General features: G+C 70.3%; 21 protein-coding genes. 13 read left to right on the top strand and 8 right to left on the bottom strand.

The window, feature by feature from the left end; all coding sequences use genetic code 11:
- Both AB0B64_RS48520 and AB0B64_RS48515 read left to right on the top strand, forming a co-directional pair.
- A partial coding sequence (locus AB0B64_RS48520) for an ATP-binding protein (RefSeq protein WP_358193665.1) occupies window positions 1-180 on the top strand: 180 nt, incomplete at its 5' end.
- A gap of 102 nt (window positions 181-282) precedes the next feature.
- Window positions 283-1,539: a C39 family peptidase gene (locus AB0B64_RS48515; protein ID WP_358193657.1), complete on the top strand. Its 1,257-nt coding sequence runs from the start codon at window positions 283-285 to the stop codon at window positions 1,537-1,539.
- Between the two features lie 3 nt (window positions 1,540-1,542).
- On the opposite strand, the gene AB0B64_RS48510 is transcribed toward AB0B64_RS48515, so the two are convergent.
- Window positions 1,543-2,559, bottom strand: a complete 1,017-nt coding sequence (locus tag AB0B64_RS48510; RefSeq protein WP_357939346.1) for a nitronate monooxygenase — start codon at window positions 2,557-2,559, stop codon at window positions 1,543-1,545.
- 162 nt (window positions 2,560-2,721) lie between these two features.
- On the opposite strand from AB0B64_RS48510, the gene AB0B64_RS48505 reads away from it, so the two are divergent.
- Window positions 2,722-4,485, top strand: coding sequence for a CBM35 domain-containing protein (locus tag AB0B64_RS48505; RefSeq protein WP_358193642.1), 1,764 nt, complete (start codon window positions 2,722-2,724; stop codon window positions 4,483-4,485).
- 87 nt (window positions 4,486-4,572) lie between these two features.
- Here AB0B64_RS48505 and AB0B64_RS48500 read toward each other — a convergent pair whose 3' ends face one another.
- The 5 genes from AB0B64_RS48500 to AB0B64_RS48480 all read right to left on the bottom strand — a co-directional run bounded on the left by AB0B64_RS48500 (window position 4,573) and on the right by AB0B64_RS48480 (window position 9,118).
- A complete protein-coding gene (locus AB0B64_RS48500) occupies window positions 4,573-5,538 on the bottom strand; it encodes a lytic polysaccharide monooxygenase (RefSeq protein WP_358193631.1) in 966 nt (321 codons plus the stop codon).
- Between the two features lie 79 nt (window positions 5,539-5,617).
- Complete coding sequence (locus tag AB0B64_RS48495; RefSeq protein ID WP_358193622.1) at window positions 5,618-6,004, bottom strand: hypothetical protein; 387 nt, start codon at window positions 6,002-6,004, stop codon at window positions 5,618-5,620.
- 82 nt (window positions 6,005-6,086) lie between these two features.
- Window positions 6,087-8,429 (bottom strand): hypothetical protein, encoded by a 2,343-nt coding sequence (locus AB0B64_RS48490; RefSeq protein ID WP_358193614.1) that lies wholly within the window; start codon window positions 8,427-8,429, stop codon window positions 6,087-6,089.
- 3 nt (window positions 8,430-8,432) lie between these two features.
- Entirely contained in the window at window positions 8,433-8,735 is a 303-nt protein-coding gene (locus AB0B64_RS48485; protein ID WP_357939356.1) for a hypothetical protein, read from the bottom strand.
- Window positions 8,732-9,118 carry a YbaB/EbfC family nucleoid-associated protein gene (locus AB0B64_RS48480; protein ID WP_357939358.1) on the bottom strand — a complete coding sequence of 129 codons (387 nt, stop codon included), beginning with the start codon at window positions 9,116-9,118 and terminating at the stop codon, window positions 8,732-8,734. Before AB0B64_RS48480 ends, AB0B64_RS48485 begins: the two co-directional genes overlap by 4 nt.
- Window positions 9,119-9,275: 157 nt before the next feature.
- Between AB0B64_RS48480 and AB0B64_RS48475 the strand changes: the two genes are divergently transcribed.
- From AB0B64_RS48475 to dgoD, 7 genes are all read left to right on the top strand, one after another.
- Window positions 9,276-10,619: a sugar ABC transporter substrate-binding protein gene (locus AB0B64_RS48475; RefSeq protein WP_358193597.1), complete on the top strand. Its 1,344-nt coding sequence runs from the start codon at window positions 9,276-9,278 to the stop codon at window positions 10,617-10,619.
- Between the two features lie 65 nt (window positions 10,620-10,684).
- Complete coding sequence (locus tag AB0B64_RS48470; protein ID WP_357939362.1) at window positions 10,685-11,551, top strand: sugar ABC transporter permease; 867 nt, start codon at window positions 10,685-10,687, stop codon at window positions 11,549-11,551.
- Between the two features lie 29 nt (window positions 11,552-11,580).
- Complete coding sequence (locus tag AB0B64_RS48465) at window positions 11,581-12,384, top strand: carbohydrate ABC transporter permease (protein WP_358193569.1); 804 nt, start codon at window positions 11,581-11,583, stop codon at window positions 12,382-12,384.
- The gene (locus tag AB0B64_RS48460) at window positions 12,381-14,303 is read left to right on the top strand and encodes a beta-galactosidase (RefSeq protein WP_358193562.1); all 1,923 of its coding nucleotides are present in this window, start codon (window positions 12,381-12,383) and stop codon (window positions 14,301-14,303) included. Before AB0B64_RS48465 ends, AB0B64_RS48460 begins: the two co-directional genes overlap by 4 nt.
- Window positions 14,300-15,010 carry an SDR family oxidoreductase gene (locus AB0B64_RS48455; protein WP_357939368.1) on the top strand — a complete coding sequence of 237 codons (711 nt, stop codon included), beginning with the start codon at window positions 14,300-14,302 and terminating at the stop codon, window positions 15,008-15,010. The genes AB0B64_RS48460 and AB0B64_RS48455 overlap by 4 nt, the downstream gene beginning before the upstream one ends.
- On the top strand, window positions 15,010-15,690 hold the full coding sequence (locus AB0B64_RS48450; RefSeq protein ID WP_357939757.1) for a FadR/GntR family transcriptional regulator: 681 nt from the start codon (window positions 15,010-15,012) through the stop codon (window positions 15,688-15,690). The genes AB0B64_RS48455 and AB0B64_RS48450 overlap by 1 nt, the downstream gene beginning before the upstream one ends.
- Window positions 15,687-16,832, top strand: a complete 1,146-nt coding sequence (dgoD, locus tag AB0B64_RS48445) for a galactonate dehydratase (protein WP_357939370.1) — start codon at window positions 15,687-15,689, stop codon at window positions 16,830-16,832. The genes AB0B64_RS48450 and dgoD overlap by 4 nt, the downstream gene beginning before the upstream one ends.
- A gap of 62 nt (window positions 16,833-16,894) precedes the next feature.
- On the opposite strand, the gene AB0B64_RS48440 is transcribed toward dgoD, so the two are convergent.
- Complete coding sequence (locus AB0B64_RS48440; protein WP_358193530.1) at window positions 16,895-18,934, bottom strand: SufS family cysteine desulfurase; 2,040 nt, start codon at window positions 18,932-18,934, stop codon at window positions 16,895-16,897.
- A 195-nt stretch (window positions 18,935-19,129) separates the two neighbouring features.
- Here AB0B64_RS48440 and AB0B64_RS48435 point away from each other — a divergent pair, with 195 nt between their 5' ends.
- Together AB0B64_RS48435 and AB0B64_RS48430 are read left to right on the top strand one after the other, a co-directional pair.
- On the top strand, window positions 19,130-20,263 hold the full coding sequence (locus tag AB0B64_RS48435) for a helix-turn-helix transcriptional regulator (protein WP_357939374.1): 1,134 nt from the start codon (window positions 19,130-19,132) through the stop codon (window positions 20,261-20,263).
- 105 nt (window positions 20,264-20,368) lie between these two features.
- On the top strand, window positions 20,369-21,040 hold the full coding sequence (locus AB0B64_RS48430) for an alpha/beta hydrolase (RefSeq protein WP_358193503.1): 672 nt from the start codon (window positions 20,369-20,371) through the stop codon (window positions 21,038-21,040).
- A gap of 20 nt (window positions 21,041-21,060) precedes the next feature.
- Here the strand turns inward: AB0B64_RS48430 and AB0B64_RS48425 are convergent, their stop codons facing one another.
- Window positions 21,061-22,212 (bottom strand): AI-2E family transporter, encoded by a 1,152-nt coding sequence (locus AB0B64_RS48425; RefSeq protein WP_357939378.1) that lies wholly within the window; start codon window positions 22,210-22,212, stop codon window positions 21,061-21,063.
- A 130-nt stretch (window positions 22,213-22,342) separates the two neighbouring features.
- On the opposite strand from AB0B64_RS48425, the gene AB0B64_RS48420 reads away from it, so the two are divergent.
- Window positions 22,343-23,254 (top strand): YihY/virulence factor BrkB family protein, encoded by a 912-nt coding sequence (locus AB0B64_RS48420; protein ID WP_357939380.1) that lies wholly within the window; start codon window positions 22,343-22,345, stop codon window positions 23,252-23,254.
- Window positions 23,255-23,308 lie beyond the last annotated feature (54 nt).

The following is a 23,308-nucleotide window of genomic DNA, read 5'->3' as shown; positions in this document are numbered from 1 at the left end:
CGCCGGCTGCAGGGCGACCGGGTGCGGTCGGCGCGCGGCGCGGGGCTGGGACTGTCGATCGTCCGGGCCATCGTCGACGCGCACGGCGGCACGGTCACCGCCGAGGCGCGGCCGGAGGGCGGTCTCACCGTCACCATGCGGCTGCCCCGGCTGGAGCGCCAAGCGGCCCTGCGAGCTTGAGCTAAATAGCGGACAGTGCGCGTACGTACATTTTCCGATGCGTTGTATGCCCTCTATGTCTACTGTCTGCCGCATCGAGCGCCGTCCAAGCAAGGTAGGTTCATGCGCGCGCTGACCGTACTCCTCTCCACCGTCCTGGTTTCCGCGACCCTGGCGGCCCCCGCGACCGGCCTCGCCGCCACGAAACCCGCGGCGGCCACGACGGACGTCGTCTATCAACGGGCCGACTTCGCCACCGGTACGCCCGAAGGGACGGTCATCGGTGAGGGCCTGTCGTTCGCCGCCGCGGTCGGCACCACCACCTACACCGACGCGCTCGGCACCAAGAGCTGGGAGTACGCCCGCTGGACCGGCCCGGAGTCACCGATCGGCTTCGCCGCCACCGAGCTCATCGCCTCCTGGACCGCCGAACTCCCGGCGGGCAGCTGGCTGCAGGTCGAGGCGCGCACCCGGCACACGGCCGGGCTGAGCAAGTGGTACGTGCTCGGCCGCTGGGCGTACGGAGAGGGCGACATCCGCCGCACCTCGGTGTCCGGGCAGGCCGACGCCGACGGCACCGTCTCCGTGGACACGTTCGTCGCGGCGGCGGACAAGCAGATCAACGCCTACCAGCTACGCCTCACCCTGTACCGGACTCCCGGCTCCGCCGTGACGCCGACCGTACGGACGCTGGGCGCGATGGCCTCGAACGTGCCCGAGCGCAAGACCGTGCCGGTCAGCCCGGGCGGCGGCGCGTGGGGCACCGAGCTGGCCGTGCCGCGCCGTTCCCAGAACGTGCACGAGGGCCACTACCCCGAATGGGACGGCGGCGGTCAGGCCTGGTGCAGCCCGACCTCGACCACGATGGTCCTGGGCTACTGGGACAAGTGGCCGAGCGCGGAGGACACCTCCTGGGTGGATCCGTCCGATCCCGATCCGGAAGTCGACTACGCCGCCCGCTTCTCCTACGACCACGCCTACCAGGGCGCGGGCAACTGGCCGTTCAACACCGCCTACGCCGGCCGCTACGGCATGGACGGCTTCGTCACCCGCCTGCGGACGCTGACCGAGCTGGAGAAGCTGATCAGCGCCGGCATCCCGGTCATCACCTCGCAGTCGTTCAAGAAGGGCGAGCTGCCGGGCGCCGGGTACGGCACCAACGGGCACATCATGGTGATCGTCGGCTTCACCGCCGACGGCGACGTGATCGCCAACGACCCCGCCTCCGCCGATGACGACGCGGTGCGGCACGTCTATCCGCGGGCCGCGTTCGAGAACGTCTGGCTGCGCAGCTCCAGCAGCGGCGGCATCGTGTACGTCATCCACCCGCCCGGCCGTGCCCTGCCCGCGACCACACCGGGACTGCCCGCCAACTGGTGACGCTCAGGATGCTCCCCTGTAGCGGTCGAGGGCGGCGCGGGCCTGCGTGGTGATCGTGTCGATCACCACGGCCGCCGGCTCGATCGAGTCGACCAGGCCCACGCCCTCGCCCGCGAGCAGCGCCATCTCCTCCAGGTCGCCGGTGGTCAGGCCGCGCATCGGGACCAGGAAGGAGAACTTGTGCATCTCCACCGGCTCCCCGTTGACCACCGTGTGCCCGATGACCTCCAGCCCCGAGGTGTCGCGCGGCACCTCGTCGGCCCGGTAGTGCCACTCGCGGACGACCCGGTTACGTAGCACCCGAGTCGGATTGAACGCCGGATGCTCCGGGCCGAACATCGGCGTACGCGCCGTGTCGGTGCCCCGTGCCGTCACCAGCCGGCTCTTGTAGCCCTCGTGCGCCGCCGACTCGGTCGTGGCCACCAGTCGCGTACCGATCCAGGCGCCGTCGGCCCCCAGCATGAGCGCGGCGGCCAGCCCACGGCCGTCCGCGATCCCGCCGGCCGCCAGGACCAGCGCCGGGGCGACCGCGTCGACCACCAGCGGGACCAGCGCGAACGTCGGCAGGGTCGCGTAATTGTGCCCGCCCGCCTCCAGCCCCTGCGCCACCACGACGTCCACCCCGTCGTCCACCGCCCGCTTGGCGTCGTCCACCGAGCCGACCTGCTCGAAGACGCGTACGCCCGCGCCGTGCAACTGGCCGATCCAGCTCTTCGGCGGATGCCCCCAGTGGAATGACGCCACCGCGACGCCGGCCGCGCAGACCGCGTCGATCTGCTCGGGCTTGGCGAAGGGGGTGACGAAGTTGACGTTGAACGGCCCGGTCGTGCCGGCCCGTACCGCTTCGATGGTCTCGACCATGGCGGCGGTCGGCATGAGCCCCACCCCGAGCGACCCCAGCGCGCCGGCGTTGCTCACCGCGATGGCCAGTTCCGGCAGCATCCCGGCGAACGCCATGCCGGCCTGCGCGATCGGGGTGGTCAGACCGTACGCCTCGGTGAAGCGGGTCCGCAGTTCCATATGGGCGCCTTTCCCCTGTGTAGCGATATCTCCTGACAAAGGGGCGTTCCATGCCGTTCCAAGTGAACACATCCGACCTATTGACTCGCCTGGCTGCCAGTGGTCATATCAAGAAATATTAGGAAAGTTTATTAACGAGCGCACGTCACAGGGAGCTGCGCCATGTCCAGAACGGTGCCTGTCTTAGCCATGCTCGCCCTCCTGGCGACGACATTGATCGGAGGTATAGCGCAGGCGGCCACGAACCGCTACGAGGCGGAGGCCGCCACGATCTCCAAGGGCGTCCTGGAGACCACCCACACGGGTTTCTCCGGCACCGGCTACGTCAACGGCGACAACGTCTCGGGCAGTTACCTGGAGTTCGCCGTCACCGCCCCCTCGGACGGCAGCGCCACCCTCGACCTGCGCTACGCGAACGGCACCACCACCAACCGCCCCGCCACCATCACGGTCAACGGCACGGCGATCGCCACCGGACACGCGTTCACCAGCACGGGCACCTGGGACACCTGGACCACCGCCACGCTCACCGCGACGCTGCGCGCGGGCGCCAACACGGTCAGGGTCACCGCGACCACCGCCAACGGCAATCCCAACCTGGACTTCCTCGACGTCACCCCCTCCAGCACCCAGGACATCGCCTACCAGGCGGAGAGCGCCGTACTCTCCCAGGCGGCGGTGGCCACCAACCACACCGGCTTCACCGGCACCGGCTTCGTCGACTACGTCAACACGACCGGCGGCTACGTCGAGTGGACCGTGAACGCCGCCGAGGCGGCCACCGCGACGCTGACCCTGCGCTACGCCAACGGCACGAAGGAGAACCGCCCACTGGACATCTCGGTCAACGGGACCGTGGTCGCGGCCGGCAAGGCGTTCAACCCCACGGCGAACTGGGACACCTGGGTCGACCTCCCCATCACCGCCCAGCTCAACGCCGGGGCGAACACGGTCAGGGCGACCGCCACGGCCGCCACCGGCGGGCCCAACCTCGACAAGCTCACCGTCTCCGGGCCCATCGACTCCCACCCGCCCACGGCCCCCGGCCAGCCGAGCCAGACGGCCATCACCTCGTCGAGCGTCACGGTCACCTGGGCGGCCTCGGCCGATGACGTGGGCGTCGCCTTCTACGACCTGTTCGGCGACGGGCGGGCGTGCGGCACCGTCTCGGGACAGACCACCACGGGCACCTGTACGGGCCTGAGCGCCGACACCGACCACGCCATCCACGTCGTCGCGCGGGACGCGGCCGGCAACGCCTCCCCGCCGAGCCCCGATCTCACCGTCCACACCCCCGTCGCGCAGAACCCCTACGGCGACCCGTACCTGGTCTCCATGTTCGACGGCACCACGCTGAACGGCTGGACCCCGCACGCGGCGGCCGGCTGGACCGTACGCGACAACGCCATCCACGGCACCGGTACGGCGGGCCGAGGCTGGATCTACTACAACAAGCAGCAGACCGGCACGTTCCGCTGGATCTTCAGTGTCCGGCAGGTGTCCGGCGACCACGCGCCGACCGTGCTGATCTGGGGCACCACCACGCCGATCAGGGATGCCCTCAGCGCCATCCAGTTCCAGCCGCCCAACGGCGGCCACTGGGACTACCGCCCCGGTCACAACAACGGCGGCGGCAGCCTGTTCACCCAGTTCCCGCACACCAAGTGGGACATCCACAACTGGAGTCAGTGCGAGCTCGTGGCCAACCAGAGCACCGGCGAGGCCAAGATGGCCTGCTGCCCGATCACCGCGGGCACGCCCACGTGTACGGCGGTGAAGGTGCTGGCCTTCAAGGACACCACCGCCGGGCAGGCCGGTCCGCTGGCCATCCAGATCCACAACAGCGGCATCCAGGACGAATACCGCGACCTCTACCTGGAGTCCCCGGTGGTGGTGAACCCGGACGGCTTCATCACGACGGGCTGACCGGACGGGGACCCCGGCTTCCCGATGATCTCGGGAGGCCGGGGCCCTGATCCCGAGTGCTGAGACCGCGACTTGTGACTCGGGCCCCTACCTCGGGCGGCGGCCTTTCGCTCGGGTCAGCACGATGATCGCCCCGGCCACGGCGGCGAGGAGTGCCACGCCGCCGACCGCCCACGGCAGGCCGCCGCTCCCGCTGCTCCCGGCGAGAGCGGCCGCGGGCGCGGCGGCCACGGGCTCGGATGCGGGGTCGGCGACTGCGGACTCGTCGGTCGCGGACTCATCGGTCCCAGGGTCGTCGGTCCCAGAGTCGTCGGCTGCGGGGTCGTCGGCTGTGGAGTCGGTGGGTGCGGGTTCGGCAGCGGCGGAGTCCGTGGGTGCGGGTTCGGACGGTGCGGCGGCGGCCTTGGCGGCGCGGAAGACCACGTCGGAGCAGGAGTAGTAGGTGTCCGGTGTGTCGGAGTTCTGCCAGATCGTGTAGATCAGGTGACGGCCGCTCTTGCTGGCAGGCAGCCGCCCTTTCATGACGTACGAGCCGTCCGCCATCGCCGGGTCGGTGACCTTGAGGAAGGGCTGCCTCTCCAGGTCGGACCACTTGAGGGCACGCGACGGGTCGTAGCGGTCCGTCGTGACGTACAGCCGGAAGGTCCCCTTGTGCGGGATCGTGCCGCGATATTTGAAGGTGAACCCCGCTCCAGCCGTCAGCCTGGTGGCGGGCCAGTCGGCACGGGCGAGGTCGAGGCCGCCGAAGCCCTCGATGCCGCCGCTGCACAGCTTCCCGTCGGGGATCACCTCGCGGTCCCGGCCCGCGACGTCCGCCACCCTGAGGTTGTCCCACCCGTCGGGCAGTTCCGTACCGCTCACTGCCATGGCGGCCGTACAGGCAGGGGACTTCTTCGACAGTGGGCTGTCGGCGCCGCAGGCCGCCGCCCGGCTGAGCGGGTTCTCCAGCGCCCCGTGGGCGTCGGCCGGTGCGGCGGGCAGCAGCAGGCCGCCGGCGAGCAGGCCGAGCGCGACGACGGCCACGCCCGCGGTCCGGCGACGACGAACGCCCACGTGGCAGACCTCCTCGGCTCGCGACATCCCGTCCTGCGTAGAGGTACGGACCGCCGGCCGCACAGGTTCACCCGCTCGGCTATCCGGACTCGGCGGAGAACCGGTAGAACTCCTGGAGGACCCGCGCGGCGGTGTCCTCGCCGACCTCGGGGCACACGTACCCGCCGGCCGCGATGTGGGCGCACAGTTCCGGGTCCGGCCGCAGGTGGTGGGTGCGCAGGTAGTAGGTGACCGTGTCGGTCCAGACGTACGTCCCGTCGGTGCGGAAGCTCAGCGGCACCACCTCGCCGCGCGCCGGCTCTACCCGGTCCACGTCCAGTCCGGTGGTGCCCAGGATCGGCGTGCCCGCCTCCAGGTAGCCGGCCAGCCGTTCGCGCTCGTCTGGGCTGTCCACCAGCGGATGACCGGGCTCGAAGTACGGCACCCCGTCCCGGACACCGTCGAACACCCGAGCGACCATGATCATGGCCTCTTCCCCTCCGGACGGTACCTGTCGAGAACGGACGGCTGCCAGCCGATGATCGCATAGAGGCTGATGAGCTGCTCGGTCACCTCAGGAGCCCGCCGAAGTGGTGGACCGGCTCATGGGTCAACGGCACGTCGCCGGTCGCGTGGTCGGCGATCTGGTACAGGCGGTCGAGCACCTCGTCGTGCCACGCCTGGCGACCCAGCCGCTCGAACTCCGGCCGCAGCGCCTGGATCCGCTCGGTGAACATGTCGATGTCCTCGCGGGTGAGCTGGTTGTCGATCCACTCGCCGTCGTCGTCCATGTAGTGCCAGGCGAAGTCGTTCTGGGCGTACTCGATCTTGTCGAGGCCGAACGAGAAGGACCTGCTGAGGTCGATGCCGCCCACCCCGTCCTTCCCGTGCGCGAGCCAGTTGCCGCCCCTGCGGTCGGTGTTGCCGATCAGGGCGTCGAGCAGGCCGAGCCGCCTTCCCCCCGCGCTTTCGTGGAAGGGCAACAGCTCGCCCCTGATCTCGGACGGGTCGACGCCGTCCATGAACTGCATGTAGACCGCGTCCCGGTTGAACGGATCCCTGATGACGTGCGGTACGGGGGCGCCGACCATCCGCCCGACGAGGGAGGCGAGCAGGTCTTTTTTCACCGTGACATGCCCGTAGAGATGGAGTTTCCGGATCAGGACGGTGCCGTCGCGGAACCGGACCGTCTGCACCACTCCATGCTGGCCACCGGCCAGGAACTTGGGCTGCGGCTTCTCCTGCTCCAGCTTCGCCTTCAGTGTCTCCTCGTTGAGCGCCCCCGGCGGCAGCTCGGGACTCGGCCGGGCCATGTCCGCCGGGACGGCCGGCTGCTGGTGCGGCTGCTCCGGCCGGGTGTGGTGCCACTGGCCGTCGTCGCGGAAGATCGGCCGGCCGTCGGCACGGTATTGAGGGATGCTCCCGGTGTGCGCCTGCCGGTCGGCGCCGATGTAGACCAGCTTGTCAGCCGTGATGACCTCCCGGCCGGTGAGGTCGGCGAGCTGCCGCACCGCGACGCGATTCTGGTCGAGGTCGCAGCCCAGGAGGCGCAGCTTGGCGGTGGGGTCGGCCCGCACGGCCGGGTCGTGGGCGAGCATCGTGCCCACGTCGCGGCTCGACAGCCGCTCGTCGCCGATGTAGAACCCGTGGCGGTCGGTGCGGATGCCCACGTTGATGACGCCGGGCGTCTGCCGCAGCAGCCGCATGTCCGCGCTGGGCATGACCGCCCGGCCCGGATCCCGGTACCAGACGCCCGCGGCGACCTCGTGCCGGCTCTGCCGGATGAGCTCTCGGTGCCTGGGAGTGAGCACCGGCACGGCCGTCCCGCCGCCGCCGGGTTCGGCCCGTCCGGTCACCTCGGGCGGCGGCCGGCCCGGACCGTCGTGCGGGTCCTGGCCGAAGTGGTACGCGGGCGCCCGCTGATCAGCCGGACGCCCCGTGCCCTCCAGCCGGGTGCCGTCCAGTCGTGGCGCCTCTCCCAGGCGCGGCATGCGCAGGCCGTCGGCGGCGCGCGGGCCCGCGTAGCCCGCCCTGCCGTCGATGCCGCCCACGAAGCCCGCCACCGCCGCCTTGGCCAGCATCTCCGGAGTGAGCCGGCCGCTCTCGTACAGCATGGGGATCGAGCCGATCACCGAGGCCACACTGCTCTGGGTCGCCACCCCGCCCACGGTCTGGGTCAGGAACGCGGCCACCCGCTCGCGCGCCGTCAGCTCCTCCTTCAGCACGACGCCGCCCAGCAGCCGCGGACCGCCGACTTTGGCGATGATCCCGCCCAGCCCGGCGAACGCCAGCCCGGTCAGCAGGCCGCCCTCCACCGCCGCGGCCGTCTTGCCGCCGTCCCATTCGTGCCGCTTACCCTCGGCGAACTGCCAGAGCTGGGTGCCGCCGTCCAGGCCGACCATGAACGCGATGCTCATCAGCAGCAGCTTGGCGATCGTCCTGACGTTCAGCCTGGCCATCGAGCAGGCGGGCCCGATGGACAGGAACGAGGCACCGCCCGTGGCGGGCCCGAACGCGTAGGACCGCAGCAGCAGGAAGGCCAGCAGGATCAGGCAGAGCGCGATGTACTTCTGCGTGTAGTCGGTGTCCAGGCCGTATGACTCGAGCTGGTTCGCCGCCGCCTCACAGGCCTTGGCCAGCTCCTCCACGTACGCGGGATCATCGGTGGTGAACTTCTCCCAGTAGCCGCACAGCGCGGTGGCCGCGGGGCCGACGGCGTAGGCCAGCACGTGGTTGAGCGCTTCGTCCCCCTGGCCGCCCGCCGTGCGGCACATCCCGGCCGCACTGCGCAGGTCGGCGGCCCCCGCCAGGCTCTCCTCGCCGTCGCCTTCCGGGTAGTCCATGCCGACGACCCAGCCGAGTACCGGTTCCACGTACGGAAACGCGGGGCCGAGCAGGGTCTTCAGGTCCACGCCTCAGACCTGCGGATACAGGTGATTGGCCCGCTCGTAGTTGCGGGCCGCCGTGTCGACTTGCTCCGTCAGGTCGTCGACGCTCTTCGCGCCCTGGTGGAAGTCGTCGAGCAGGTCTTCGAGCGTGCCGGTGAACCGGGCGGCGAACTGCCGCCCGTACTGATCCTGTCCCCACGGGGCGCTGTCGAGCACGGACCGCACGAGCCCTCTCGCGTCACGCAGGGTGGCGGCGGGGGCGCACCAGTCCGTGCCCGCCCTACGCATCTGGCCCCAGGCGACGTCGAACCCCTGCGCCCACTCGCTCATCGGCTCTCCCCGCGCTGGAGTGGCGTGTCCGGCAGCAGCCGGTCAAGGTCGAACTCGCCGCCGAACAGCTGCTCGGCCGACATCCCCTCGGGTACGAACGGCGCCATCAGCTTCCGCGACTCCTCGGCGACCCGCGTGTTGGCCTCGGTGATCTGGTCGAGGACCGCCTGGGCCAGCTCCGACGGGGAGAGCCGGGTGTAGACGCGGGGATGGAAGACGACCTCGTCGATCCTGCCCTGCGGACCCGCCGTCACGGTCACGTTGCCGTCGGAGACCGTGGCCGTGACCTCCCGGAGCTGGGCGTGTGTCTCCCTGACCTGGCTGACTTGCCTGCCGAACTCCGCCACCAGACCCTCGATGGCCGCCTGCAAGTCATCGTGCATTCAGCACCCCTTCACTACCGAGACCCCATAGTCCCATATGTCACACGAAATCGCAGGAAACCGCCCAGCAACACTCTTGTATTATTAATAAAATACGAATAATGTCTCCCCTCAACCGGAACCCGCAGGTCAGGCGTTCCGTTCGAAGGGAGTCAGCATGGGATCGAAGATTCCCAGGGCGGCCCGACTGGTCGCCGCTGTCGTCGCTATAGGGCTCGCGGCGGCATGCGGGGGCGGTGCGAGCGCGCCGACCGGCACCGCGGCAAGTGGCGATCCGGCCCAGCCGGTCTCACTGACGTTCTGGTCGTGGGTGCCGGACATCCAGAAGGCCGTCGACGCCTTCAACACCGCCCACCCCGGCATCAAGGTCAAGCTGGAGACCATCACCCCGGGCCCCGACGGCGGATACGCGAAGATGCTCGCCGCGGTCAAGGCGGGCAACGCGCCCGACGTGGCGCAGGTGGGCTACGACTCCCTGCCCTCGTTCCTGGTCAACGGAGCCCTGCAGGACGTCACGGAGTACGCGAAGGACGACGCGGCCAAGTTCGTCGACTGGCAGTGGCAGACCGGTGTCTTCGGCGACAAGGTCTACGCGATTCCCCAGGCCAGCGGGCCCATGGGTTTCTACTACCGCAAGGACCTGTTCACCAAGTGGGGCCTGGAAGCGCCCAAGACGTGGGACGACTTCGCCGCGGCCGCGGCGACCATCAGGAAGAAGGACAAGAGCGCCTACATCTCGACCTTCGCCGCCAACCAGGCGCCCTGGATGATCTCGCTGGCTCAGCAGGCCGGGCAGCAGTGGTTCGGCACCGAGGGCGACGCCTGGAAGGTGACGATCGACAACCCCGACACCCGCAAGATGGCCGCGTACTGGCAGAAGATGCTGGACGGCAAACTGGTCAAGACCGAGGCCGACATGTCCAACGCCTGGTACAAGGACCTGCAGACGGGCAGCATCGTGGGCTGGATCGGCGGCTCGTGGGGCGACGCGATCATCCGCGGCAACGCGCCGGACACCTCGGGCAAGTGGGCGGTCGCGCCCATGCCCCAGTGGGCGGGCGCCGCCCAGTTCACCTCCGCGAGCTGGGGCGGCGGCTCGGCCTCCGCCATCCTGAAGGGCACCAAGAACCCCGGCGCGGCCACTGAGTTCGCGGTCTGGCTCAACAGCGCCCCCGAGAGCGTCAACACCCTGCTGTCGGCCGGGTACGGCTGGCCGTCCGTCAAGGACACCAGCCAGGTCACCAACCTCCAGAAGGACGACACGGTCTTCCCCTTCTACGGCGGCCAGAACATCTGGGAGGTCTTCAAGCAGGCCGACGTCGCCGTGGCGACGGACTGGCGCTGGCCCCCGGTGAGTGACGCGCTCTACTCCTCGCTGACCGACAACGCCAAGGCCGCGGTCCAGGGCGACGGGACGCTCACCGACGCCTTCGCCAAGACCCAGCAGGCGATGGTCGAGCAGCTCAAGGCCAAGGGCCTCAACGTGGTGACGGGCGGTTGACGGTGACCGGGGTGGTGCGGGGGGCGCGCGCGAACTCGCGGCGCCCCGGTCGGCCGAGGACGCACGTGGTGGTCCTGGTCGCGCCGTTCTTCGTGGCCTTCGCGCTGTTCTTCCTCGCGCCGATCGGCTACGCGATCTACCAGAGCTTCTTCAAGCTCACCAGCAGCGGGCTCGGTCTGACCGAGCCGGTGCTGGAGTTCGCCGGGCTCGGCAACTACGCCACCGCGCTGAGCCAGGAGGCGTTCGTGGCGAGTATCGGCCGGGTGCTGGTGTTCAGCCTGATCGAGGTGCCGACCATGGTGGTCTGCGCCTTGGCGTTGGCCCTGCTGCTCGACTCGGCGAGGGCGCGCTTCCGGCCGTTCTTCCGCGTCTCGTTCTTCCTTCCGTACGGCGTGCCCGGCGTGATCGCCTCGCTGCTGTGGGGCTTCCTCTACGTACCGCAGACCAGTCCGCTCATCGACGTACTGGCCGCCATGGGCCTGCCGCACGACTTCCTCGGCCCCGACACGATCCTGCTGGCCATCGCCAACATCTCCACCTGGCAGTTCGCCGGATACAACATGCTCGTGCTGATCGCCGGGCTGCAGGCCATCCCCCGGGAGCTGTACGAGGCGGCCAGGGTGGACGGCGCGAGCGAGCTGCGGATCGCCTGGCACGTCAAGATCCCGCTGGTCCGCGCGCCGCTGATCCTGATCACCGTGTTCACGCTCATCGGCACCCTCCAGCTGTTCGTCGAGCCGCTGATACTCAAGCCGCTCACCACGGCGATCAACAGCGACTACACGCCCAACCTGGCGGCGTACAACCAGGCTTTCGGCCAGGCGGATGTCCATCTCGCCTCGGCGGAGGCCACACTTATCGCGATCATGGCATTCGTGATCTCCTTCGGCTTCCTTCGACTGGTGAACAGGAAGGGGAACAGAGCGTGGTGAACCGGTGGAGACCGGCCACCGTCGTGGTCATGGCGTTGCTCCTCGCGGCGGCCGTCTACTTCCTGCTGCCGGTCGTCTGGGTGCTGGTCGCCGCGACCAAGAGCACCGCCGACCTGTTCGGCACGTTCGGTCTGTGGTCGCCGCACCCGCAGCTCGGCGCCAACCTCGCCCGCCTGTTCGGCGACGGGCTGTTCGGCCGCTGGATACTCAACAGCTTCCTGTACGCGGGCGTCGGCGCGCTGGTGGCCACCATGCTGTCGGCCGGGGCGGGCTACGCCATGGCCAAATACCCCTTCCGGGGCCGGGAGGCGCTGTTCAACCTGGTGCTGGCGGGCGTGCTCGTGCCGGCCACGGTGCTGGCGCTGCCCACGTACCTCATCTTCAGCCAGGCGGGCCTGACCGGATCGTTCTGGTCGGTGCTGCTGCCCAGCATCGTCAGCCCGTTCGGCGTCTACCTCGCGCGCATCCACGCCAACGCGGCGATCCCCGACGCGCTGCTGGAGTCGGCGCGGCTGGACGGCGCGGGGGAGTATCGCATCTTCTTCAGCATCGGCCTGAAGATCATGAGCCCGGCGCTGGTCACGATCTTCCTGTTCCAGTTCATCGGCATCTGGAACAACTACTTCCTGCCCCTGGTGATGCTGTCGGACCAGAACCTCTACCCTGTCACGTTGGGCCTGGCCCTGTGGAACTCCCAGACCTTCAGGAACCCGGCCTTCTTCGAGCTCACGGTCACCGGCGCAGCGGTGTCCGCGCTCCTTCTCGTCATCACCATGGCCTCGCTGCAGCGATTCTGGCGGGCGGGCCTCACCGCAGGGAGCGTCAAAGGATGAAGCACGACCGAGTACATTTCGGCGCCGACTACAACCCCGAGCAGTGGTCGCCGGAGGTCTGGCGCGAGGACATCCGCCTCATGCGCGAGGCCGGGGTCACCATCGTCACGCTCGGCGTCTTCTCCTGGGGCCTCGTCGAGCCCGAGCCGGGGGTCTACGACTTCGGCTGGCTGGACGAGGTCATGGACCTGCTCGGCGACGCGGGCATCGAGGTCAGCCTGGCCACGGGCACCGCGTCACCGCCGGCCTGGCTGTCGCGCCGGCACCCCGAGACGCTGCCGGTCACCCGCGAGGGCGTGCGCCTGTCGCCGGGCTCGCGCCAGCACTACTGCCCCAGCTCGCCCGTCTACCGCGAGGCGGCCGTGGGGCTGGCCGTCCAGCTGGCCAAGAGGTACGGCGGGCATCCCGCGCTGGCCATCTGGCACGTCGGCAACGAGTACGGCTGCCACATCCAGGAGTGCTACTGCGACGTCTCCGCCGAAGACTTCCGCACCTGGCTGCGCGAGCGTTACGGCGACCTCGACGCGCTGAACGCCGCCTGGTCCACCACGTTCTGGAGCCAGCGGGTCGCCGACTGGGCCGACGTGCTGCCGCCCCGCGCGACCCCGACCCTGCGCAATCCGGCGCAGGATCTCGACTACCGCCGCTTCAGCTCCGACGCGCTGCTGGCCTGCTACCGGGCCGAGCGGGCGGTGCTCCAGCAGTTGACCCCCGACGTGCCGATCACCACGAACATCATGGGCATGTGGGAGCCGGTCGCCGACTACGCCTCCTGGGCGGCCGACTTCGACGTGGTGGCGCTCGACATCTACCCCGAGCCGAAGGACCCCGGCGCGCACATCGACGCGGCCTTCTTCCACGACCAGATGCGCTCGCTGGGCGGCGGCCGGCCCTACCTGATGATGGAGACCGCGACCAGCGCGATCAGTTACCGCCCGCCGAACCGGCCGAAGCGGGATGGCCTGAACCGGCTGTGGAGCCACCAGGCGGTGGCGCGCGGCGCCGACGCGGTCATGTACTTCCAGTGGCGGGCCTCGGCGGGCGGCGCGGAGAAGTTCCACTCGGCGATCGTCTCCCACGGCGGCGCGGACAACCGGATCTTCCGCGAGGTGGCCGGGCTGGGCGCCGAGCTGGCGGCGCTGTCCGGCGTCGCGGGCTCGCGGGTGCGCGCAGACGTGGCGATCGTGCATGACTACGCCAACTGGTGGGCGCTGGAGCTGGACGCCCGGCCGGGCGAGCTGAAGATTCCCGAGCGGGTACGCGCCCACTACGCGCCGCTCTGGCGGGAGAACGTCACGGTGGACGTGGTGCCGCCCGAGGCGGACCTGTCGGCGTACAAGCTGGTCGTGGTGCCGAACCTCTACCTGTGCACCGACGCGGCGGCCGCCAACCTGCGCGGCTATGTCGAGGGCGGTGGGCACCTGCTGATGTCGTTCTTCAGCGGGATCGTCGACGAGTGCGACCGTATCCGGCTGGGCGGCTACCCCGGCGCCTTCCGGGAGCTGCTCGGGCTGCGGGTGGAGGAGTTCTGGCCGCTCAGTGAGGGCGAGAGTGTGGGCCTGACCTCGGGCGGGAGCGCGGACCTGTGGGCCGACCACGTCGTGGCGGAAGGTGCCGAGGTCCTGGCCGCCTACACCGGCGGCCCGCTGGCCGGGGCGCCGGCGATCACTCGGCACGCCTTCGGCCTGGGCGCCGCCACCTACCTCGGCACGCGCCCGGACGAGCGGGCCATGCGCGAGCTCGTCCGCGACGCCCTGCGGCTGGCGGAGGTCGAGCCTGTCCTCCAGGGAGTGCCCGACGCGGTGGAGGTCGTACGGCGTGGGGAGCACTTGTTCCTGCTCAACCACGGTGACCGGCCCGTGAGCGTGGCCGGGGTGGAGCTGGCTCCCCATGATGTCGTCGTACTGGCAGGGTCATGAGCGGGCGCTTCGCGGGCAGGACGGCCGTCGTGACCGGTGGCGCGTCGGGGATCGGCGCCGCGACGGCGGCGCGGCTGACCGCTGAGGGCGCGTCCGTCTTGGTGGTCGATGTCGTCGCGGAGCCGCCGCAGACAGGCGCCGGTTACCTGCGCGGCGACGTGGCCGAGGAGGAGACCTGGGAACGGGTCGCCGAGTGGGGTCCGATCGACGTGATCGTGAGCAACGCGGCCGTCGCCGAGGTGGCGCCCGCGCACCAGATCACGCTGGAGTCGTGGAACCGGCAGCTCGGCGTCGGCCTGACCGGCACCTTCCTGGCCGCCCGCAGGCTGCTGCCCGGCCTGGCCACCAGGGGCGGCGCGATGGTGGTCACCTCCTCCGTGCACGCGCTCGTCGGCCTGCCAGGACACCCCGCGTACGCCGCCGCCAAGGGCGGGCTGACCGCGCTCACCCGGCAGCTGGCGGTCGAGTACGGCCCCGCCGTCCGCGTCAACTGCGTCCTGCCCGGGCCGATCATGACGCCCGCCTGGGACCGGGTGGACGAGGCGGGCCGGGCGGACAGTGTCAGGGCCACCGTGCTCGACCGGTTCGGCACGCCCGAGGAGGTGGCCGCGGTGATCGCCTTCCTGGCCTCGCCGGAAGCCTCGTTCGTCACGGGAGCGTGCGTGGTCGTGGACGGCGGCTGGAGCATCGTGAAGGACTCGGCGTGATGGCGGCCTACAGCGGGCGCGGGCTCCACGGGCAGACGGTCGAGGCCATCGCCTCGATGATCTTCGGCGGGGAGTTCAGGGCGGGCGACAGTCTCGACGTCACCGTCCTGCAGGAACGGCTCGGCGTCAGCTCGACGGCGCTGCGCGAGGCGATGAAGGTCCTCACCGCCAAGGGGCTCATCGGGGCCAAGCCCAAGCTCGGCACCTATGTACGCCCGCGCGCCGACTGGAACCTCCTCGACGGCGACGTGATCCGGTGGAAGTTCGCCGGGCGCCCCGACCCGGGATTCCTGCGCGACCTGCACGAGCTGCGCTCCATCGTCGAGCCCCAGGTCGCCCGGCTGGCCGCGCTGCGCCGTACCCCCGAACAGCTCGACGCCCTGCGGAAGGCACTGGACGCGATGGCGTCCGCCGCCGACCCCGTCGCGGCCGACCTGGACTTCCACCGGGCGCTGCTGGCGGCGGGCGACAACGAACTGCTCATCCGCATGGAGGTCGTCATGGGCGCGGGCCTGGCCGGGCGCGACCGGCTCGTCCACGGCTCCAGCGGCAGCGACGACCCCGTACCCAGTCATTTGGCGGTGCTGACGGCCATCGAGAGACAGGACGGCGAGGCCGCGGAGGCGGCGATGCGGGACCTGCTCGACAAGGCGTGGCGCGACCTGGAGGAACTGCTGTGAAGATCACCAGGATCGAGACGTTCCCGGTGCCGCCGAGATGGCTGTTCTGCCGCGTGGAGACCGACGAGGGCGTCGTCGGCTGGGGCGAGCCCGTCGTCGAGGGACGGGCCGAGGTCGTGCGGGCCGCGGTGGACGTACTCAGTGAATATCTCCTCGGCCAGGATCCGCTGCGGATCGAGGACCACTGGCAGGTGCTCACCAAGGGCGGCTTCTACCGGGGCGGCCCTGTACTTTCCAGCGCTGTCGCGGGGCTCGACCAAGCCCTGTGGGACATCGCCGGCCAGCACTACGGCGCGCCCGTGCACGCCCTGCTCGGCGGGCCGGTCCGCGACAAGGTCAGGGTCTACGCCTGGGTCGGCGGCGACGACCCCGGCGAGCTGCGGGAGGAGATCGACAAGCAGGTCGAGGCCGGGTTCACCGCGGTCAAGATGAACGGCTCGGGCCTGATGCCGCGCTCCCTCACCGCCGCCGACCTCGCGTCCGTGGTGGGCCGGGCGGAGGTCGCCAGGTCGGCCCTCGGCCCCGGCCGCGACTTCGCGATCGACCTGCACGGCCGCGCCACGACCGCCAACGCCAGACGCGTCCTCGCCGCCGTCGCCGACCTGCAGCCGTTGTTCGTGGAGGAGCCGCTGGCCCCCGACCACCTGCACCGGCTCCGCGACCTGACCGCTTCGACGGACGTGCCGATCGCGCTCGGCGAGCGCCTCTACTCCCGCACCGACTTCCTGCCGCCGCTGACCTCCGGCCTGGCCGTGGCCCAGCCCGACCTGTCCCACGCGGGCGGCATCTCGGAGGTCAGGCGGATCGCCGCGCTCGCCGAGACGTTCGACGTGCAACTCGCCCCGCACTGCCCGCTCGGCCCGATCGCGCTGGCCGCCAGCCTGCAGATCGGCTTCGCCACGCCCAACTTCCTCATCCAGGAGCAGAGCGTGGGCATCTACCACAACGGCGGCGCCGAACTCCTCGACTACGTCCTCGACCCCACCCCGTTCACCTTCACCGACGGCCACGCCCACCGCACCACGCTGCCCGGCCTGGGGGTGACCATCGACGAGCAGGCGGTACGGCAGGCCGCCCGCCACCCGCACGCCTGGCGCAACCCGGTCTGGCGGCACGACGACGGCTCGATGGCGGAATGGTGAGGCTGCGTGTGTGGCGACCCTGCCCGACACCGGGGCCATCCGCCGGGCTGGGTCGCTGACGATCAGGCTCGGGCGGTCACCACGCTCGCCGAGGTCTCCGCGTGCACGCCGTGCCCGTCCGTACAGTGGGCCAGGTTCGCGCGGACGGCGGCGTAGAGGTCCCGGCGATGGACGGAGATGTGCGGCCCGACCGCCGAGAAGTCGACGAGGCAGCACAAGGCGTCCGGTCCGCCGGGGATGGTGACCGGCACCGTCCACTCGCGCAGCTCGACCCGGCCGAAGCCCGCCTCCTCCACCAGGGCGGCGACCTCCTCCCCGCCCAGCGACCACGGCTCCTCGAACAACGCGGCCGGTCCGGGGCCGAGCACGGCGCCGACCGCGTCGTGCAGGGCGCGGAAGAGCGGATTGCGGCCGAGCGGTGACCAGGTGGCGATGGCGATCCGCGCGCCGGGACGGGCGGCCCTGCGCATCTCGGCCACCGCGGCGCGCCGGTCCGGGACGAACTGGAGCGCCTGCTGCATGGTGATCAGGTCGAACGCCTCGTCGGACACGTGCAGGGGGGCCGCGCCGCACTCGACGTACTGGATCGGGGCCCCGCTGACGGGCGGCTCCTCCCGCGCGAGCGCGAGCATGGCCGGGCTCGGGTCGGTGCCGACCACGGCCCCGCCGTCGCCCACGGCCGCCGCCATGACGCGGGCCACCGTGCCCGGCCCGGTGCCGATGTCGAGCGCCCTGGCTCCCTGAGCGGGAGCCAGCTCCTCGACCAGCCGGTACGCCCAGGGCCGGAAGATCCCCGGCACCAGGACCTCCTGGTACGGGCGGACCTGGCGGGTGTCGTACACCGTGTGCGGGGTCTGTTCACCCCGCCGGGAGCCGCGCGCCTGTTCCAGGGTCGTGGCCAGGACGTCGACCTCGTCGGGCGAGTTGTACAGGTAGAAGGAGGCGCGGATGGCCGCCGGGATGCCGAAGCGGCTGCATGCGAGCTGGGCGCAGTGGTGGCCCGAACGTACCGCGATCCCCGCCTCGTCCAAGGCCGTGCGCACCTGCTGGAGCGGCATGCCGTCGACCACGAAGGAGAGCAGCGGCAGCCGGTCGACGGTGTCCGCCGGTCCGATGAACCGGATGCCGGGCACCTCGCCGAGCCGGTCCAGCGCGTACTCGATCAGTGCCTGGTCATGGGCGGCGACCGCGTCCATCCCGATCTCCGAGAGGAAGTCGCACGCGGCCCCCAGGCCGACCGCCTGCGCCACCGGCGGCGTCCCGGCCTCGAACTTGAGCGGGGGTGCGGCGTAGTGCATGGCGTCCACACTGACCGTCTCGATCATCTCGCCGCCGCCGAGGAAGGGCGGCAGCGCCGCCAGCAGCTCGTGCCGGCCCCACAGCACGCCGATCCCGGTGGGCCCGCACATCTTGTGCCCGGAGAACGTCACGAAGTCGGCCCCGAGCGCGGCGACGTCCACCCCGAGATGCGGAACCGACTGCGCCGCGTCCACGACCAGCAGGGCGCCGACCTCGGCCGCGCGGGCCGCGATCGGCGCGATGGGGTTCACGGTGCCCAGGATGTTCGAGGCGTGCACGACCGCCACGACCTTGGTCCGCTCCGTGACCAGCTCGGCCAGGCGGGACAGGTCCAGGCGGCCGTCGTCCGTGATGCCCAGATAACTGACCTTCGCCCCCACACGCTCGGCGAGCAGCCGCCAGGGGATGAGGTTGGAGTGGTGCTCCATCTCGGTCAGGACGATCTCGTCGCCGGGACCGACCCGGAGCCGCCCGTCGCCCCACATCAGCGTGTTGGCCAGGAGATTGGTGGCCTCGGTGGCGTTCTTGGTGAAGACGATCTCCTCGGTGCGGGGCGCGTTGACGAAGGCCGCGACCTTGCGCCGGGCCCCTTCGTACAGCTCGGTCGCCTCCACGGCCAGGCGGTAGACACCACGGTGCACGTTGGCGTTGGCGCGCGTGTAGTAGTGGCTGAGGGCGTCGAGCACCACGGCCGGCTTCTGCGTGGTGGCGGCGCTGTCGAGGTAGACGGGTGGACGGGAGCCGTCAGCGGCTGTCTCGAAGAACGGGAATGCCTTCCGTATCGACTCGACGTCGATCGTCATCGTGGTCTCCTCCTGCCGAACGGTGTCGCGGCAGTCTCACCCCGGCCGGGCCGCCCGGATCCAACTGGAGTTGCGCGACGGCATCCCACGATTCTCCGAATACGATAGCGGCTTTTTCTTCGGCGCCCGGTGGCACAAAGCGGCGGTCATTTATGGCCGTCGATGGCCGTCGAATTCATCGCCTAATCTGGCGGCATGGCCAGCGATTTCTTGGTCGACGGCGGCCGGATCATGGCCATGCGCCGCGCACGCGGCCTATCCCGGCGCATTCTGGCGAATCTCGTGGGCTGCAGCGAGGAATGGCTCCGGCTGGTCGAAAAAGGCGCCAGGCCGCTGGACCGATTATCCACCATCATGCGAATCGCCGATGTTCTCCGCGTCAACGACCTTTCCGAACTCATCGGTGGCCACATAACACTGCCGGCCACGGGCGACCACGGCGAATGCGATGACGTCGGCCGGGCACTGCTGTTCCCCAGATTGTGCGCCGACGGGGTGACCGAGAGCGTGCACCGCGTCCACCGCCACGTGTCGTCGGCGTGGGAGATCTGGCGGCGCTCGCCCAGACGCTACACCGAGCTACGCCGTCGCCTGCCCGCCCTCCTCCTGATGGCCGACACGTCGGCGGAGCACGCGAAGGCCGAGGACCGGCAGGCCGCCGCGGCCGACCTCACCGACGTCTACCGGCTGTTCGCGACGCTGCTGCGCGGCTGCGGCCACCACCCGCTCGCCCTGCTGGCCGCCGACCGCGCCGTGGCCGCCGCGCCCGCCGACCTGCGGGCGCTTACCCGGGCCGAGCTGGCCGAGGTCCTCATCCACCTGGGCAGGTACGCCGACGCCCGCCGCTTGTGCCTGGCCGCGACCGAGCTCACGGACGACCCGTCGACCATCGGCACCTGCTACCTGACGGCGGCGCTGGCCACCGCCGAGGAGAACGACCTCCTCCGGACCGAGGAACTCCTGAACCGCGCCCGCAAGCTCGGCGGGCGGCTCGGCGTGGACTTCATGGCCGAGGTGGACCTGCACGCGGTGGTGGTGGCGGCACGCATGGGACGCTACCGGCAGGCCATCCGGCTGGCGGCGGACGTCGACGCCGACCGGTTGTACGCGAAGGACCGGCAGGCCCGCTATTTCCTGTCCCTGGCCACGGCCTACGCCATGGACCGCAACCCGGAAGCCGCCACCGCCATGCTCAGGAAGGTGGCGGAGACCTGCCCCGAGGAGCTCAAGTACAGCCCTCAGGCCGGCCGGGTGGTGGACCAACTCCGGCGGCTGGACTGCGAGACGACCCGCGGCGAGCTACGGCAGATCGCCCGGCTCACCGCCTGATCCTCCATAACTGTTCCTTCTCATATGGAGACGTACTATCTCTTGGACTTCTGGTTCGTTCTGCCGGAGGCTGGGGACGTACGCCACCTACCTGAGGAATCCCCGATGACGACCTTCGTACTTGTTCCCGGCGCCTGCCACGGCGCGTGGTGTTTCGAACCGCTGGCGCGCCGGCTCCGGCAGCACGGCCACGAGGCGTACCCGATCACGCTGACCGGGCTGGGGGCCAGGAAGCACCTGCTCAACGCCTCCGTCAACCTCGACACGCACGTCGAGGACGTGGTGAACCTCCTGGAGGACGAGCAGATCACCGACGTCGTGCTGGTGGGGCACAGCTATGGCGGAATGGTGATCACCGGTGCCGCCGACCGCGTCCCCGAGCGGGTCGACGGTCTGGTCTATGTCGACGCCTTCGTACCCGAGGACGGGGACTCCTGCTGGACCTTGGCCACGGACGAACAGCGACACTGGTACATCGGCGACGCCCACGCGAACGGCTACGCGACCGCGCCGCTGCCCTTCTTCGATCCGCGGGCGACGCCGCACCCGCTGGCCTCCCTCATCCAGTCGATCCGCCTGCGCGGCGGGCTCGACCGGTTCCGGAGCAAGGACTATGTGTACGCGGCCGAGGGCGAGGGGGAGTCGGCCTTCAAGCCGGCCTACGAGCGGGCGCTGGCCGATCCGTCGTGGCGCGCGCATGCCCTCGCGTCCAGGCACAACGTGATGCGGGACGCGCCCGACGAGCTGCTGAAGATCCTCCTGGCCACGAGCGCCTAGTCCCGTCGCGCATCATCGCGTCACCCGGTCGGCAGCGTTGGTCCGCCGGCGGTCTGGGCGGGTTTGCCGTGGTGCGGTGGTGGTTCCGGCTCCGGCACGGGTGGGAGCGGGAGCGGTTCGTCCCGGAAGAGTTCGGGCACCGATCGGTACAGGATTGCCGCGATCGGCACGGCCACGATCGCGCCCGCGATCCCCGCCAGGATGCCGCCGACGGAGAGCACGATGATGATCGCCAGCGGGTGGAAGTGGAGCGCCCGGCCGACGATCAGCGGCTGGAGGACGTGGTTCTCCAACTGCTGCTCGACGACCAGGATGCCGACGAAGATGAGCGCGTAGATCGGACCCTTCGCGCCGAGCGTGACCAGCGTCGCGACGGCTCCGGCGAAGAAGATACCGACGATTGGGATGAAACTGGCCAGGAAGATCAGCACGGCCAGCGCCGCCCAGAGCGGGACGCCCATGACCGCGAGCACGATGCCCATGAGGATGCCGTGCACCGCCGCCACGGCCACGGTGCCCTGTACGTAGTGCGAGAGCGTGACCCAGGCCGTGCGCCCGGCGCGATCGACCCGTGGCGCGACCGTACCGAACGCCTTGAGGAACCACGCCCAGATCCGGTCCCCGTCCTTGAGCAGGAAGAACGTCACGAAGAGCAGCAGGACGGTCGCGGCCAGCGCTTCGAGCAGCACCACGGTGCCCGCGAGTACGGTCGAGGTGATCTGCCGCTGCTGCTCGGTGACCAGGTTGGCGATGTCGTCGACCCAGTTGCTGAGCTGGTTCGGCTTCACGTGCAGCGGGCCGGTGTAGAGCCAGCCCTCCATCGTCTTGGCGGTCTGCTGCACCTGTTTCACCAGGCCGGGAAACTCCTCGTTGGCCCGGACACCGATGACCCAGCCCGTCCCGGCCACCACGGCGAACGCCACGAGCATGGTGATCCACGTGGCGTAGATCGGCCGCAGACCCATCGCGCGCAGCCGTCTGGTGAGGGGGAACAGCAGCGCGGTCAGCAGCAGCGCGACCGCGACCGGCAGGGCGATGAGGTGCATCAGCACCACGATGTTGACTATGTAGTTGGCCACGAAGCCGATGAGGATCAAGCAGGCGCTCCAGGCGGCCAGCTTGGCCAGCGTTGGTGGCACCAGCCCCCAGAGGGGTCCCCGATCCGGCTTCACGTCTTCCAGCCTCTCACCTCCGCTCCTGATAGGCACGGATCCTGGCCGCCCAGTAAGGTGCGGCCAGGATGATTCGACGCACGCCCGGGTAGAGGCTCAGCCTGAAGATCGAGCGGTTTTGGACGGTACGGTGAGCAAGCTCGGACGGTTGCCGGCGGCTTGGGCTCGGGCGAGAAGTCGTCATGGCTGGCTGGATCATCTGGTCCGGGCCCTGATCCGCTATGACAAGGTGGACGCCGGCCGGTTGTCGGCCGCCCTCACGTACTACTCCTTCTTCGCCACCTTCGCGCTCGCCCTGCTGGGGTTCGCCATTCTCGGCCGGTATCTGGACTATCCGCCGGTGCTGGAGGCGGTGCGGCACTATCTGAGCGAGAACTTCCCGCGGCTGGACGTCCAGGCGTTGATCGACGCGCGGGCGACGGCCGGGGCGGTAGCGTTCGTCGCGCTGCCGTTGACGGGCCTTTTCTGGATGGACGCCCTGCGCTCGGCCAGCAGGGCGATCTGGCGGATCGAGGAGTATCCGGGGAGGTTCATCCTGCGCCAGCTCATCGACCTGGGCGTGGTGGCCGGGCTCGGTGTGCTGCTCTTCCTGTCGATCGCCCTCGCCTTCGCCGCCGAGTGGCTGCTGAGCTGGCTGGCCGTCCACACGGTGGGCACGGACGCCGACTGGGCCCAGTGGGTGCTGTCCGCGGCCGCGTTCGTCATCGGTCTCGGCATCAACACCCTGCTGGCCATGGCGTTGCTGACCGCCCCGCCCCGGCTGCACCTGCCGCTGCGCAGGGTGATCGGCCCGGCCCTCGTCATCACGTTCGGCCTGGAGATCCTCAAGACCCTCGGGCAGGTCTACCTCAACCTCACCGCGGCCAACCCCGCCTACCAGGTGGTCGCGGGAGCGGTGGGGATGCTGGTGTTTCTCAAGCTGCTCAACCAGCTCATCCTGTTCGCCGTCGCTCTGGCGGCCACCAGCACCACCGGCCAGGTCAAGGACCTGACGACTGGCGGGCCTCCGCTCAGAAAGTCGCCGAAGGTCCCGCTTCAGTGACGGACGGTGGGAAAACTGTCCGTTTTCTCGGCCTCGCCAGGGGGAGAGACTGGT

It is taken from the genome of Nonomuraea sp. NPDC049129, assembly GCF_040648495.1.
Classification (GTDB): Bacteria; Actinomycetota; Actinomycetes; order Streptosporangiales; family Streptosporangiaceae; genus Nonomuraea.
This window is presented reverse-complemented; position numbering and strand designations above follow the sequence as displayed.

Coding starts and splice junctions, on each gene's coding strand:
- AB0B64_RS48515 (WP_358193657.1), top strand. CDS start 283: ATGCGCGCGCTGACCGTACTCCTCTCCACCGTCCTGGTTTCCGCGACC.
- AB0B64_RS48510 (WP_357939346.1), bottom strand. CDS start 2,559: ATGGAACTGCGGACCCGCTTCACCGAGGCGTACGGTCTGACCACCCCG.
- AB0B64_RS48505 (WP_358193642.1), top strand. CDS start 2,722: ATGTCCAGAACGGTGCCTGTCTTAGCCATGCTCGCCCTCCTGGCGACG.
- AB0B64_RS48480 (WP_357939358.1), bottom strand. CDS start 9,118: ATGCACGATGACTTGCAGGCGGCCATCGAGGGTCTGGTGGCGGAGTTC.
- AB0B64_RS48460 (WP_358193562.1), top strand. CDS start 12,381: ATGAAGCACGACCGAGTACATTTCGGCGCCGACTACAACCCCGAGCAG.
- AB0B64_RS48440 (WP_358193530.1), bottom strand. CDS start 18,934: ATGACGATCGACGTCGAGTCGATACGGAAGGCATTCCCGTTCTTCGAG.
- AB0B64_RS48475 (WP_358193597.1), top strand. CDS start 9,276: ATGGGATCGAAGATTCCCAGGGCGGCCCGACTGGTCGCCGCTGTCGTC.
- AB0B64_RS48495 (WP_358193622.1), bottom strand. CDS start 6,004: ATGATCATGGTCGCTCGGGTGTTCGACGGTGTCCGGGACGGGGTGCCG.
- AB0B64_RS48485 (WP_357939356.1), bottom strand. CDS start 8,735: ATGAGCGAGTGGGCGCAGGGGTTCGACGTCGCCTGGGGCCAGATGCGT.
- AB0B64_RS48455 (WP_357939368.1), top strand. CDS start 14,300: ATGAGCGGGCGCTTCGCGGGCAGGACGGCCGTCGTGACCGGTGGCGCG.
- AB0B64_RS48465 (WP_358193569.1), top strand. CDS start 11,581: ATGGCGTTGCTCCTCGCGGCGGCCGTCTACTTCCTGCTGCCGGTCGTC.
- AB0B64_RS48430 (WP_358193503.1), top strand. CDS start 20,369: ATGACGACCTTCGTACTTGTTCCCGGCGCCTGCCACGGCGCGTGGTGT.
- AB0B64_RS48450 (WP_357939757.1), top strand. CDS start 15,010: ATGGCGGCCTACAGCGGGCGCGGGCTCCACGGGCAGACGGTCGAGGCC.
- AB0B64_RS48435 (WP_357939374.1), top strand. CDS start 19,130: ATGGCCAGCGATTTCTTGGTCGACGGCGGCCGGATCATGGCCATGCGC.